Genomic DNA, 12,698 nt, shown 5'->3' on the forward strand with positions numbered 1-12,698 from the left:
TTGCTCGACGAGCCATGGACACTGCACTGTGGTCCAACTTCGCAAATGCACGGATTCCAGAACCAATTTGCGTAACCTCGCGCTGGCATCGGCTGTCCACCCGAGAGAGCAGCCACTTGAACAACTTGCAGAACCGGGCCTCGCCTTGCATAGGGTCACTGGGCTGGTCGCAGGGGGCAGCTCGATCCCACGCCGCCCACCTGGTTCCCCGCGAACTCCGGGAGCAAAAGCCCTGCGAGGTAGCTCGGAACCGCCCATGTCTTTGTTTCTCCTGTTCCTATTGCCGTTCCTGGGCGCCATTCTTGTGGGATTCATGCCGCACGCCAGCCGGACGACGCAGGCCGCGGCCGCAGGAGCGATCGCCAGCGCGGCGCTGGTTCTTCTGCTGGTTCAGGCGCCAGCGGTGATCGCGGACGGACGGGTTTCGGCGCGGATGGACTGGATTCCGATACTCGGCCTGTCGGCCAGCCTCTACCTCGACGCGCTCGGGCTTCTTTTCGCCGTCCTGATCCTCGGCATCGGCCTCCTCGTCATCATCTATGCGCGCTTCTATTTGAAGGCGAGCGATCCGATGGGGCGCTTCTATGCATTCCTGCTGCTGTTCCAGGGAGCGATGCTTGGCATCGCGCTTGCGGGCAATGTCCTGCTGCTGCTCATCTTCTGGGAACTGACGAGCCTCAGTTCCTTCCTGCTCATCGGCTTCTGGCGGGACCGCGCCGAGGCACGGCAGGGCGCGCGCATGGCGCTGGCGGTGACCGGCGGCGGCGGCCTTGCGCTGATCGCGGGCCTGATCCTGCTCGGTCGGATTGCCGGCACCTATGAGCTGGACGGGATCCTGCGCAGCGGCGCGCTGATCCAGGCATCGCCGCATTATCCCCTTGCGCTTGTCCTGATTCTGCTCGGCTCCTTTACCAAGTCGGCGCAGTTCCCGTTCCATTTCTGGCTTCCCCATGCAATGGCCGCGCCCACCCCGGTCAGCGCGTATCTTCACTCGGCGACGATGGTGAAGGCCGGCGTGTTCTTGCTGGCCCGCCTGTGGCCTGCCCTCGCCGGAACCGACCTCTGGTTCCATCTCGTCGCCACTACGGGACTGGTGACCATGCTGCTGGGCGCCGCGACCACCCTGTTCAAACATGACCTGAAGGCGATCCTCGCATATTCGACGGTCAGCCAGCTCGGCCTGCTGACGATGCTGTTCGGACTGGGAACGCCGATGGCGGCGGTGGCCGGCCTGTTCCACCTGCTCAACCACGCGCTGTTCAAGGCGGCGCTGTTCATGAATGCGGGCATTGTCGACCATGAGACCGGCACGCGTGATGCCCGGTTGCTCGGCGGCCTGGCGACGCTGATGCCGATCACGGCCACGCTCGGGCTGCTCGCCTCTGCCTCGATGGCCGGATTGCCGCCGCTCGGCGGCTTCCTTTCCAAGGAAATGATGCTGGAGGAAGCCGCGCATACCCGTTTAGCCGGGATCGACTGGCTGGTGCCGCTGCTCGCAACGATCGCGGCGACTTTGTCGGTCGCCTATTCGTTGCGCTACGCCGTGCATGTCTATCTAGGCAGACGGCGCGCGCAAACCCCGCTCGCCCCGCATGATCCGCCGGTGGGCCTGTGGGGACCGCCGGCGCTGCTGGTGGCTGGCGCGGTCGCGATCGGCCTGTTTCCGATGGCGCTTGCCGGCGGGCTCATACGGGGAGCGGCCGGGGCAGTCATCGGCGCTGCGCCGCCGCCTCTTGCACTCAAGCTCTGGCATGGCTTCACCCCGTCCCTGGGCATGAGCGGTATCGCGATCCTGTTCGGTGCGCTGATCCTGGCGGGCTATGCGCCGCTTCTACGCTTGTGGGACCGGCTGCCCCTCCCCGTGGCCAAGACCCTCTTCGACCATGGCGTTACCGCGCTGGTGGAGACAAGCCGGCGGATCACCCTTGCCATCCACAATGCGTCCCTGCAGCGCTATCTTGGCATACTCTTCCTGTCCGCCATCGCAGCAGGTACGGCCGGACTGATGGCCGGCGGCTATGTCCCCGGCGAGCGCCCGACATTGCCCGCGTCCCCGGTGGCGATCGTCGCATGGGCCGCGCTCATCGCGGCGACCTTTGCAGTGATCCGCGCGCAAAGGCATCGCTATGTCGCGCTCATCTTCATCAGCGTCATCGGTCTCGTCGTCTCGCTCGGTTTCATCTACCTGTCGGCGCCCGATCTGGCGCTCACGCAGATCTCCGTGGAAATCGTGACCATCCTGCTGCTGCTGCTGGCGCTCAACCTGCTGCCCAAGCGCCCGCTGCGCCTGAGTTCGACCCCGCTGCGCCTGCGCGACGGGGCCTTGGGAGTCATCGGCGGGTGCGGCGCTGGCTTTCTCGCGTGGGCCGTCATGACGCGTGCGCCGAACGATCCGATCTCCGCCTATCATTGGACCAACAGCTATTCGGGCGGCGGCGGCACCAATGTCGTCAACGTCACCCTCGTCGACTTCCGCGCGTTCGACACCTTCGGCGAGATCATCGTGCTCGGGATCGCGGCGCTCGCAATCTTCTCGCTGCTTCAGACCGCCACGCGCGGCGCATCGGGCCGGCGTCTGTTGCAGTGGATCCCGGATCTGGTTCGCTCGCCCGAACGCCATCCGATGATGTTCGTCGTGGCAACCCGGCTGCTGCTTCCCCTCGCGATGCTGGTCGGCGTGTATATCTTCCTGCGCGGTCACAATCTGCCTGGCGGCGGCTTCATTGCCGGGCTGGTGATCTCGATCGCGATCCTGATGCAGTATATGGCTTCCGGGTTCGACTGGACCGACCAGCGCCGACAACTCGACGAACATGCGATGATCGCCTGCGGGGTGCTCGTCGCTGCCGCGACCGGGCTCGGTGCGCTGTTGTTCGGACGGCCCTTGTTCACCAGCGCCTTTGGACATCTCGATCTTCCGGTCATCGGATCGTTCGAGCTGGCGAGCGCCATGGCGTTCGATGTCGGCGTTGCGGTGACGGTCGTCGGGGCGGTGATGCTCGCGCTGGCCGAACTCAGCCATATCGCCCAGCGGGCCGAGAAGGACGCCCGCAGCGAGCATGCCATGGATGTCGATCCCGCCCGCCAGCAGGAAACACCCGCATGAGCCTCGAATTTCTGGTCGCCAGCACCATCGGCGTGCTCACGGCGGCGGGCATCTATCTGTGCCTGCGCGGACGCACATTTCCGGTGGTTCTTGGGCTGGCCATGCTCTCCTATGCCATCAATGTGTTCCTGTTCGCGATGGGCCGGCTGGTGGTCGATCGGCCACCGATCTACGAAAAGGGGCTGGCCGACTATGCTGACCCACTGCCACAGGCGCTGGTCCTGACGGCGATCGTCATCTCCTTCGGGATGACCGCACTGGTCGTCGTTCTTTCGCTACGGACCTATCTCGAAACGGGAACCGACCAGGTCGACGGGATTGCCGATCGGCAGCCGGAGGATGGCGGGGCATGACGCACCTCATCGTTGCTCCCATCGTCCTGCCCGCGATCATCGCCGCTCTTTCGCTGCTCTTCCGCCGCCGGCGACGTTGGCTGGGCGCCGCCATCGGCCTTGCCGGCTGCGGGGCGCTCCTGCTGGTCGCCCTTGCCCTGTTTGCACGCGCTTATGATGGCGCGATCTCGGTGTACGCTCTGGGCAAATGGCCGGCGCCTTTCGGCATCGTGCTGGTGCTCGACCGGTTGTCAGCACTGATGCTCCTGCTGACGTCGGTCCTGGCAATGATCGTCCTTTGCCATGCCGTGATCACGGGGCTCGACCGGAAAGGATGGCATTTCCATCCTCTCTTCCAGTTTCTGCTGGTCGGGCTCGACGGCGCGTTTCTCACCGGCGATCTGTTCAATCTGTTCGTTTTCTTCGAGGTTTTGCTGATCGCCTCCTACGGGCTCATGCTCCACGGCCAGGGTGCGAGCCGGCTGAAGGCCGGCATCCAATATATCGTCATCAATCTGGTGGGTTCGACGCTGTTCCTGATCGGCATCGGCGTTCTCTACGGCGTCACGGGCACGCTCAACATGGCGGACATGGCGCTGCGCATCGCAAAGCTGACCCCGGGCGACCAGGGGCTCGCAGGCGCCGGGGCGCTGCTGCTGACCCTTGTGTTCGCGCTCAAGGCGGCGTTGCTGCCGCTGCATCTGTGGCTGCCGCGCACCTATGCCAGCACCGCGCCTGCCGTGGCGGCATTGTTCGCGATCATGACCAAGATCGGCGTCTATTCGCTCATCCGCGTAACGTCGCTGATCTTCGGGGCAGGCGCGGGCACGCTCGCCTGGCTCCCCGCGCGCTGGATGCTGCCAGCCTCGCTCCTGACCGTCATGGTCGGCTTTATCGGGCTGTTGCCGGCGCGAGGGCTGCGTGAACAGGCTGCCTTCGGGCTCGTCGGTTCGACGGGCACGCTGCTCGTGGCGGTCTCCCTGTTCGAGCCGCGCGCGATGGCGGCTGCGCTCTATTATCTGCCCCATACCACTTTGGCTGGCGCGCTGCTGTTCCTCGTCGGCGATCTGATCGCCCGCCGTCGCCCGGACTATGGCGACGCCATCACTGTGGGACCACGCTTCGCCAATATCGAGGTGATTTCTGTGCTCTACATGCTGGCGGCGATCGCGCTGGCGGGCATGCCGCCTTTGTCGGGATTCATCGGCAAGCTGCTGATCCTCGATGCCGTGGAGGCGCATCCGGCTGCAGGCTGGATCTGGGCGATGGTCCTTGGAACCACCCTGATTGCGATCATCGGCCTGGCGCGGACAGGCAGCACGCTGTTCTGGAAGAGCAGTATCTGCGGCGAGGCCGCCCGCCCGGCCCCGGGAGGCGTGACCAGCAAGGAGTTGCTGCCCTCCATCGCGCTCATCATCCTGATGGTCGCTCTGGTGGTGGGCGCCGGCCCCATCACGGTCTTCTGCGACATGGTCTCGGCCCAGCTGTTCGCGCCGCAGGGCTATGTCGAGGCCGTGCTCGGCAAGGGCGTCGCGAGGTGAGGCGATGCTGAGAAAACTCTTTCCCCATCCTGGATTGACGGTGCTGCTGATCGCGGTGTGGCTGCTGATGCTCAACAGCCTCAGCATCGGTGGCTTGGTGGTCGCCGTCCTGCTCGGCACGGTGATCCCGATCTTTTCCGCGCCCTTCTGGCCGGACCGGCCCCGGCTGCATTTCGGCTGGCCGATCGTCGAATATCTCCTTGTCGTGATCGGCGATATCGTCGCCGCGAACTTTCACGTCGCGCGGATCATCCTGTTTCGGCGGAACCGTGACCTGCGTTCGCGCTGGCTGGTCATTCCGCTCGATCTGCGCTCGGCCGAAGCGATCACCGCACTTGCGGGTACGATCAGCCTGACCCCAGGCACGGTCTCCTCGGACGTCTCTGCCGATGGCCGGTTCCTGCTGGTCCACGCGCTGGACGTGGGCGACGAAGCGGCCGAGGTCGCACGCATCAAGGAACGCTACGAGGCGCGTCTGCAAAGGATTTTCCGATGATCGGATATGCCCTCGCCATCGCCTTCGCCTGTGTTGCCGTGGCGCTTCTGCTCGCCCTGTTCCGCCTGCTCGCAGGGCCGACCCGTGGCGATCGCATCCTCGCGCTCGATACCATGGTGATCAACGCAATCGCGCTGATTGTCCTGTTCGGCATCCACCAGACGAGCTCCACCTATTTCGAGGCGGCCCTGCTGCTCGCTATGGTGGGCTTCGTCGGCACCGTCGCCTATTGCAAGTTCCTCCTGCGCGGGGACATCGTGGAATGAGCTCCGTCGCGGAACTCGCCATCTCGTTGCTGATCCTGCTTGGAGGCGCGTTCGCGCTGATCGGCAGCTGGGGACTGGTCCGATTACCGTCGCTGATGACCCGGCTGCACGGGGCCACCAAGGCAACCACCCTGGGCGTTGGCGGCTGCCTGATCGGGTCGATGATCTATTTTCCGGCAAGCGGCGCGAGTTGGACGGCCCATGAGCTGCTCGTCACGCTCTTTTTGTTCATAACGGCACCAGTTTCTGCCAATATGATCGCCAAAGCCCATCTGCACCGCCAGCGGTGCCGGCTGGACGCGGACGCTGCGGACGGTATCAAGGAAGAGCTGCCGGAGCCGAGCGCCGATACGGGCTGGGCGACATTCTGGACACCGGAACCCGCGGAAAAGCAGGACAGCTCGGCGATTCCACGCCGCTAACCGCCTTGGGCGCCCGTTCCATCAGACGTTCGTCCACCAATGAACCCGGCTATCCCGGCCGATCGTTCTCGAGGCCCCGCTCGAGCAGCTTCAGGCGGTCGACGATGGAAAAGAAGAAGGCGGTGGACCATCCGATCAGGATGATGCCGCTGGCCCCCTCGATCGCGCCCAGGATGCGGCTGCCCGGAGGCAGGACCAGATCGCCATATCCAATGGTCACATAGGTCGAGGTGGAGAAGTAGAGTGCATGTTCGAAATCGGGAAAGGCGCCCAGCCACCAATAGACCCCGGCCCAAGTCCAGATCTCGACCGAATGAAGCGCGAAAAGGCCGAACGCCGCCAGAAGTATCACACCCGTATTGAACAGCGCCGCCAGCCAGCGGCTCGAGGCATGCCGATGACGGCGCAGAATTGCGAGCAAGACCGCAAGGCCGATGAGGTGGACGAGCACGGTTGCGGCGACCACCACTGTGGCGATCCCGAGTTGCATGGACAATGTCATGGCATCGAGGTTGGCATAAATGGCGTGGCCCGCCCACTGCCGTCCAACGGATGAAAGCACGTTCGTCGGAATACGCCGAGCTTGCTCCAGGCGCCGTTTGCGCAGACGTGGATCAAAGCAACGACTGTCAAGGCTTCAATTCCGCGAACCATCCCAACCGCCGCATCAGCAGCTTTTCCATTTCGAGGAACAGCAGGAGGACAACGCCTATCCCGATGATCAGCAGGCCGTCCTGCACATCAAGCGGGCGGGTTTCGAAAATGTCGTTCATGAACGGCGCGTAGGTGAACACGAGCTGGGATGCGACGACCCCGCCGACCGCCCACAGCACGGCGGGCGTCCCCAGCGCCCCGCGCCAGGTCAGCGAGCGCATGTGGAGATATCGCACGCTGAACATGTAAAAGATCTCCGCCACCGCGACCATGTTGACCACCATGGTTCGTGCTGTCTCGATCCCGCGCCCGCTGTCCAGTGCATGAAAGAAGACGCCCAGCGACATGGCAGTGAAGAGCAGCGACAGGAGGACGACCCTCCAGAGCAGGAAGGGGGACAGCAGCGGCGCATCGGCGGCGCGGGGCGGCCGGCACATGACACCCGGCTCCGCAGGTTCGAACGCCAGCACGAGCCCGAGCGTGACCGCCGTGACCAGGTTGATCCACAGGATCTGGGTTGCCGTCATCGGCAACGCAAAGTCCAGCAGGATCGCAAGGACGATGACCAGCATCTCGCCGCCATCGGTGGGCAAGGTCAGGGCGATGACCTTGCGGATATTGTCATGGACGGTGCGCCCTTCCTGGACCGCGGCGACGATCGAGGCGAAATTGTCGTCGAGGAGAACCATGTGCGCCGCCTCGCGGGCAGCCTCCGTCCCCTTGAGACCCATGGCCGTCCCGACATCCGCCTGCTTGAGCGCAGGCGCATCATTTACGCCGTCACCGGTCATCGCGACGATCGCACCGCTCGTCTGGAGAGCCCGGATGATGCGCAGCTTGTGTTCAGGGCTCGTGCGCGCAAAAACCGAAATATCGGCTATAGCGGTCGCAAGATCATCGTCGGAAATTGCGTCGAGTTCGGCGCCCGTCATAGCCTGGGGATCGTCGGCCAGATCGAGCTGGCGCGCGATCGCAAGCGCGGTGGCGACGTGATCGCCGGTGATCATCTTGACCGCGATGCCCGCCGATCGGCATTGTGCGATTGCGGTGAGCGCCTCCTCCCGGGGCGGGTCGATGAAGCCGATCAGTCCGAGAAATTCCACGCCCTTGCCAAGATCGTCGAAGGACAGGTCGTTCTGCGGAGCGGCCAGTTGCTTCATGCCGAAGCCGAGCACGCGTTCGCCCGCTGCGGCTGCCATGGCGGCGCGGGCCGCCCAGCCCGAGCGGTCGCCGGCCGGGATCATGTCCAACAGGGCTTCCGGGGCACCCTTGATCATGATCACGCCGCCGCCATCGGGCGCCCGATGCAGCGTCGCCATGAAACGGTGCATGGCGTCGAACGGAATTTCATCGAGACGGAGCCATTCATCGCGCACATGGTCGGGGTTGAGACCGGCCTTCATTGCAAGCGCGACAAGCGCTCCCTCCATCGGGTCGCCTTCGACGATCCAGCCTGCTTCGCCTTGGCGCAGGCGGGCGTCGTTGCATAGCAGCGCGGCGCGGATGATGGGGGAAGCGGTAGCGATGGCCGCGGTATCATCGTCATCGTTTTCGGCCGTCAGCGCCCCCTCGGGCACATAGCCAGACCCCGAGACGCGAATTTCGTGCCCGGCAATGACGATCCGGCGCGCGGTCATCTCGTTCCGGGTCAGCGTGCCGGTCTTGTCGGTACAGATCACCGAAGTGGCCCCCAGCGTTTCCACTGCCGGGAGCTTGCGGATCACCGCCTTGCGCGCCGCCATCCGCTGGACACCGATGGCGAGGGTAATGGTGATAACCGCGGGCAGGCCTTCGGGAATGGCTCCGACCGCAAGGGCCACGACCGCAATGAGCGCATCGGACCAGTCATAATCTCGGATCAGCACTGCGAAAATGAACAGGAGCGCTGCCCCGACCAGTACCAGCGCCGTGAATCGCCGCGCGAAGCTGTTGATCTGGCGGAGGAGCGGCGTGGTCACCTTTTCGACCGATTGCACGAGCCCGCTAATGTGCCCGATCTGTGTGCGGCTCCCTGTCGCCGTGACCACGCCCGTCGCCTGACCGGCCGCCACCAACGTTCCCGAGAAGGCCATGGACCGGTGCTCGCCGAGCGAACTCTCGGCAGCGACCGCAGCCTCATGCTTATCCGCCGCGACTGATTCGCCGGTCAGAAGCGCCTCGTCGATGGTCAGCCCGCGGGCGCGCACGATCCGCATGTCGGCCGGAACGCGGTCACCGGCCTCCAGCAGCACCACGTCGCCCGGCACGACGTCTGACGCCGCCACCGTCTGGCGCGCGCCGTCGCGCAGCACTGTCGCGTGTGGCGCTATGAGGTCGCGGATCGCCCCGAGCGCCCGTTCGGCCTTGCCCTCCTGGGCAAATCCGACAAGCGCGTTGATCAGCACCACGAACAACACGACCGCCGCATCGACCAGATGCCCCAGCATCAGCGCGGCGGCGGCGGCCGCCAGGAGAAAGTAGATCAGCGCGCTGTTGAACTGCGCGAGCAGTCGAAAAAGGGGATTCGGCGGCGGCGGTGGCGGCAGACTGTTCGGCCCGAACCGAGCCCTTCGCTGGCGTGCCTCTTCTTGGTCGAGACCGGCGCGGCGGCTGTCGAGGCTCGCCAGCGCCTCTTCTGCTTCCATGGCATGCCATGCGAGTTCGTCGTCCAGCCGCACTTATTCTGCTCCCGCTGAAAACTGCCGTCCCAAGGGCCCGTGACTCCAGCGAAGACTTAGGTGGGTCGCCTCCAGTTGATGTTAGAGTCGCTGCCGGCCACCCTATTGTCTCTCGGGGAACCTACGTAACGTCAAACGGCCCGACGATCAGCATAAGGTTCGCTCCGAGCCCGATACCGCAGATTCGGTCGAGCGGCGAAGTCATGGAGAACGAGGCGATCATGAGCCTGCTATTGTTGCCGTGGCTGAAGTTTGCCCTTTGCGCCGTCCTGATCGGACTGGCCGGCCCAGTCCTGGCGCGTTCCGGCGATACGATCGCAAGAATCACCGGTCTTTCGCGCTCGTGGGTCGGGCTGGTGCTGCTCGCGACGGCCACATCCCTGCCCGAGCTGTTCACCGGCGTGAGCGCGGCAGCCGCTGCCGCAGCACCCAACATCGCGGTCGGCGACGCATTGGGAAGCTGCATCTTCAATCTGGTCCTCCTCGTTCTGCTCGATGTGCTCAGTCCCGACGAGCCGATCTATCGGCGCATGGAGCAGGGGCATATTCTGACGGCGGCATTCGACGTGATCCTGATCGGCTTCGTTGGCGCGCTGCTGCTTATCGGGCGGGGAGATCTCGATCTGCGGATCTTCCACATCAGCATTTATACGCCATTCCTGATCATCCTCTATTTCGTCGCGATGCGTGCTTCATTTTTCTACCAGCGCAGAAATGGTGCCGGTTCCGCGCTGGGTGCCGGCACTTCGGAACCCGGCCTCGGAGCGGCGATCGCCCGGTACGCCGCCGCCGCCGCCGTAGTCGGCGCAGCGGGGAGTTGGCTACCTTTCGTCGGGCTCGAGATTGCCGAGGTCATGGGATGGCGAACCAGCTTCGTGGGCACGATCTTCATTGCCGCAGCGACGTCGCTTCCCGAACTGGTGGTGACCGTCGCGGCCCTGCGCCTGGGTGCGGTCGACATGGCGGTCGGCAACCTGCTCGGCAGCAATCTGTTCGACATACTGGTCATTGCGATCGACGATATCGCTTTTACCGACGGTTCCCTGCTTGCCTCCGCTTCATCGGCCCATGCGGGATCGGCCTTCGCCGCCGTCATCATGTCGGGAATATTCATCGTCGCGCTGCTCTATCGCCCCGGAGCGCGCTTCCTTGGCAAGGTTGGCTGGGTCAGCCTCTTCCTGCTGGCGATCTATCTTCTGAGTTCCTACGCGATTTTCCTGCTGGGACATTAGCCGAGAAGTGCTGCAGGATGCCCGATCGAGCATCTGCCGATATATCGCCCGGCGCTGATTCCCGAAATTGCTCACTGGCGCGCCTGCCGAACCCATTGAGATGAGAAGGCTCTACCCCTTTCTCCCGAACAACTGGGGGTTCCGGGCGATGAAGCGGCTTACCCAAGTGTCGACACGTCCATTCCGAATACCTTTCATATAGCGCCAGCCCGTAACACTCATGACCGTTGCTCCGAGCGCATCGACAATCAGATCCCACATGGTGTCGGTTAGGCCCGACAGATCACCGAGCATCGGTTTTTGCATGGTAAGGCCGAATATCTGGTCCATTGCGAACTCGAATATTTCCCAAAGCGTGCCGATGCCGACACTGAAGAAGAAGGCGAAGAGAGCGACGAACGACGGTCGCATCTGCAGATCGACGAGATCGTTCTCGTTGAGAATATAGACGATCAGGAAACCCACCAGGCCGAGAAGAAGCCCTGCCGTCGCGTGCAGCGCCAGGTCCCACCACCATAACCGCTCGTAATAGGCCCGGACCTCGCCAAGGAAGAGGGTGGCGAAGATGAACAGGATTGCGAGTATCTGAAGCTCCGCAGGGATCACCACACCAAGTCGCTTCGGCGCGAGGAAGGGAACCACGGTTGCCGCCATGACCGCCACGACGAGGAAGGCGTGCATCCATCGCTCGGCGCGCAGCAGAAGCAACAGTTCGGCGGCCATGATCAGTTGGGTGATCGTGAGGACGGTAAGATGGGCACGCCTCGCAAGATTCGGGCTTGCGGAGGCATTTGCTTTTGAAGGACTATTATCAGGCATTTTAGAAATCTAGACGCTGAACGGTGCTGCGAACAGTCGCCGCGTAGGCGCATCGAATATCGTTATCTGACAGTTGCGCAAATATCTTGCGGTGTCGCACAATGGCGACGCGCGCAGTCCAGGAGGTTCATAATCTTTCAGTGAGGCGCGACCGGTGCCAGCCGACTCTTGCTTTTTCCGCTGCGACACAGCGTAACTGCGCCGCTACGCCGAGATCATTATCCGGCTAGCAGAGCCAGTCTGTATGCCATACCAATCTTGGGGATCCATTTAACCCGCTATTCGAGCGAGCGAGACGACGCTCCTATCTCCCCTTCTGATTTACCTACGGCCAGATGAACTGCATAAAGGAGTTTCATCGGGGAGATGAAGATGGTGGACGAACAGATACCCGATGCCGCTGCGCGGCGGCTCGCGCTGACCCTCGTTGAGAATTGCGTACGCAATTCTCAACTGGAGAATCTCCATGCTGGCACGACCCCAGGAACTGCGGTCGGCGATTTTAGCGACGTGAAGGTGGTTACGCCCTTTGGTGACATCCCATGGAATCAGCTTTCGCGGATCTCCGATGAGGAAATGAAGGCGCTCATGATCGAGGTGGTCAACAAGGTCTATACCTTCATCACTCACATGGAGGATCTGGTCGCCCTGCGGGATTCCGCCCGCTGGAAGCGCCCAGAGCACGACAAGGCTCTCCTCCAAATAGCCCTTCAGCGTGCGGCCGAACGCAATGGCGAGAAAGCCGGGGAGCGATCCTGATCGAGCTTGTGAGGGTCGCCAACCCGTCTGCAGATCACGCCGCCTGTCGGTGGGCAAGTGCCTCGCGCCGCCATCTCGCCGGTGTTGTTTCTGTGGCTTTGACGAACGCATTGGTAAAATGCGCCTGATCGGAGAAACCGCATTCGAGCGCGATCTGCGCGAGCGGCAGGCTCGTGCCGGTCAGCAGCCGCTTTGCGCGTGAGATCCGCTGTTGCACGAACCAGGCATAGGGGGCGATCCCTACCGTATTGGAAAAAGCCCTGACGAAATAGCTGAGCGACAACCGGCAGAGGTGCGCAATTTCGGCGATGGATATAGCGTAACCGTGTTCTGAAGGCCGCCTTGCGGGAAGCTGCTCCGCAGTGCTGATAGCCGCTTTTTGCGAGGAGCGGTGATGAGCGAGGATATCGAAGC

At 63.4% G+C, this 12,698-nt stretch carries 12 protein-coding genes; 8 read left to right on the forward strand and 4 right to left on the reverse strand.

Translation table 11 applies throughout. The features are described 5' to 3' along the window. Nucleotides 1-67 precede the first annotated feature (67 nt). Genes BHE75_RS18130 through BHE75_RS18155 form a run of 6 tightly spaced genes read left to right on the forward strand, consistent with a single transcriptional unit; the run spans nucleotide 68 to nucleotide 6,163 of the window. Entirely contained in the window at nucleotides 68-3,106 is a 3,039-nt protein-coding gene (locus tag BHE75_RS18130; RefSeq protein WP_254684494.1) for a monovalent cation/H+ antiporter subunit A, read from the forward strand. Further along, nucleotides 3,103-3,459, forward strand: coding sequence for a Na+/H+ antiporter subunit C (locus BHE75_RS18135; protein WP_070934703.1), 357 nt, complete (start codon nucleotides 3,103-3,105; stop codon nucleotides 3,457-3,459). The genes BHE75_RS18130 and BHE75_RS18135 overlap by 4 nt, the downstream gene beginning before the upstream one ends. After that, nucleotides 3,456-4,979, forward strand: a complete 1,524-nt coding sequence (locus BHE75_RS18140) for a monovalent cation/H+ antiporter subunit D (protein ID WP_070934704.1) — start codon at nucleotides 3,456-3,458, stop codon at nucleotides 4,977-4,979. The genes BHE75_RS18135 and BHE75_RS18140 overlap by 4 nt, the downstream gene beginning before the upstream one ends. A 4-nt stretch (nucleotides 4,980-4,983) precedes the next feature. Further along, nucleotides 4,984-5,475: a Na+/H+ antiporter subunit E gene (locus BHE75_RS18145; protein WP_070934705.1), complete on the forward strand. Its 492-nt coding sequence runs from the start codon at nucleotides 4,984-4,986 to the stop codon at nucleotides 5,473-5,475. Then, complete coding sequence (locus BHE75_RS18150) at nucleotides 5,472-5,741, forward strand: K+/H+ antiporter subunit F (RefSeq protein ID WP_070934706.1); 270 nt, start codon at nucleotides 5,472-5,474, stop codon at nucleotides 5,739-5,741. The genes BHE75_RS18145 and BHE75_RS18150 overlap by 4 nt, the downstream gene beginning before the upstream one ends. Then, nucleotides 5,738-6,163 (forward strand): Na+/H+ antiporter subunit G, encoded by a 426-nt coding sequence (locus BHE75_RS18155; RefSeq protein ID WP_070934707.1) that lies wholly within the window; start codon nucleotides 5,738-5,740, stop codon nucleotides 6,161-6,163. The genes BHE75_RS18150 and BHE75_RS18155 overlap by 4 nt, the downstream gene beginning before the upstream one ends. A 49-nt stretch (nucleotides 6,164-6,212) precedes the next feature. On the opposite strand, the gene BHE75_RS18160 is transcribed toward BHE75_RS18155, so the two are convergent. Then, nucleotides 6,213-6,653, reverse strand: a complete 441-nt coding sequence (locus BHE75_RS18160; protein ID WP_438830598.1) for a potassium channel family protein — start codon at nucleotides 6,651-6,653, stop codon at nucleotides 6,213-6,215. A 139-nt stretch (nucleotides 6,654-6,792) separates the two neighbouring features. Continuing rightward, entirely contained in the window at nucleotides 6,793-9,441 is a 2,649-nt protein-coding gene (locus tag BHE75_RS18165; RefSeq protein WP_070936078.1) for an HAD-IC family P-type ATPase, read from the reverse strand. 236 nt (nucleotides 9,442-9,677) lie between these two features. Here BHE75_RS18165 and BHE75_RS18170 point away from each other — a divergent pair, with 236 nt between their 5' ends. Continuing rightward, a complete protein-coding gene (locus BHE75_RS18170) occupies nucleotides 9,678-10,706 on the forward strand; it encodes a sodium:calcium antiporter (RefSeq protein ID WP_254684496.1) in 1,029 nt (342 codons plus the stop codon). Between the two features lie 111 nt (nucleotides 10,707-10,817). Here BHE75_RS18170 and BHE75_RS18175 read toward each other — a convergent pair whose 3' ends face one another. After that, nucleotides 10,818-11,525: a hypothetical protein gene (locus BHE75_RS18175; RefSeq protein ID WP_217494739.1), complete on the reverse strand. Its 708-nt coding sequence runs from the start codon at nucleotides 11,523-11,525 to the stop codon at nucleotides 10,818-10,820. A gap of 366 nt (nucleotides 11,526-11,891) precedes the next feature. Here BHE75_RS18175 and BHE75_RS18180 point away from each other — a divergent pair, with 366 nt between their 5' ends. Beyond that, nucleotides 11,892-12,284: a hypothetical protein gene (locus tag BHE75_RS18180; RefSeq protein ID WP_254684497.1), complete on the forward strand. Its 393-nt coding sequence runs from the start codon at nucleotides 11,892-11,894 to the stop codon at nucleotides 12,282-12,284. A gap of 34 nt (nucleotides 12,285-12,318) precedes the next feature. On the opposite strand, the gene BHE75_RS18185 is transcribed toward BHE75_RS18180, so the two are convergent. Beyond that, nucleotides 12,319-12,698, reverse strand: a 380-nt coding sequence (locus tag BHE75_RS18185) for a helix-turn-helix transcriptional regulator (RefSeq protein WP_254684498.1), incomplete at its 5' end; no start/stop codon positions are given.

It is taken from the genome of Edaphosphingomonas haloaromaticamans, from assembly GCF_001853345.1.
Taxonomy (GTDB): domain Bacteria; phylum Pseudomonadota; class Alphaproteobacteria; order Sphingomonadales; family Sphingomonadaceae; genus Sphingomonas_E; species Sphingomonas_E fennica.

Coding starts and splice junctions, on each gene's coding strand:
- BHE75_RS18155 (WP_070934707.1), top strand. CDS start 5,738: ATGAGCTCCGTCGCGGAACTCGCCATCTCGTTGCTGATCCTGCTTGGA.
- BHE75_RS18160 (WP_438830598.1), bottom strand. CDS start 6,653: ATGCAACTCGGGATCGCCACAGTGGTGGTCGCCGCAACCGTGCTCGTC.
- BHE75_RS18140 (WP_070934704.1), top strand. CDS start 3,456: ATGACGCACCTCATCGTTGCTCCCATCGTCCTGCCCGCGATCATCGCC.
- BHE75_RS18145 (WP_070934705.1), top strand. CDS start 4,984: ATGCTGAGAAAACTCTTTCCCCATCCTGGATTGACGGTGCTGCTGATC.
- BHE75_RS18170 (WP_254684496.1), top strand. CDS start 9,678: ATGGAGAACGAGGCGATCATGAGCCTGCTATTGTTGCCGTGGCTGAAG.
- BHE75_RS18135 (WP_070934703.1), top strand. CDS start 3,103: ATGAGCCTCGAATTTCTGGTCGCCAGCACCATCGGCGTGCTCACGGCG.
- BHE75_RS18150 (WP_070934706.1), top strand. CDS start 5,472: ATGATCGGATATGCCCTCGCCATCGCCTTCGCCTGTGTTGCCGTGGCG.
- BHE75_RS18165 (WP_070936078.1), bottom strand. CDS start 9,441: ATGGAAGCAGAAGAGGCGCTGGCGAGCCTCGACAGCCGCCGCGCCGGT.
- BHE75_RS18175 (WP_217494739.1), bottom strand. CDS start 11,525: ATGCCTGATAATAGTCCTTCAAAAGCAAATGCCTCCGCAAGCCCGAAT.
- BHE75_RS18180 (WP_254684497.1), top strand. CDS start 11,892: ATGAAGATGGTGGACGAACAGATACCCGATGCCGCTGCGCGGCGGCTC.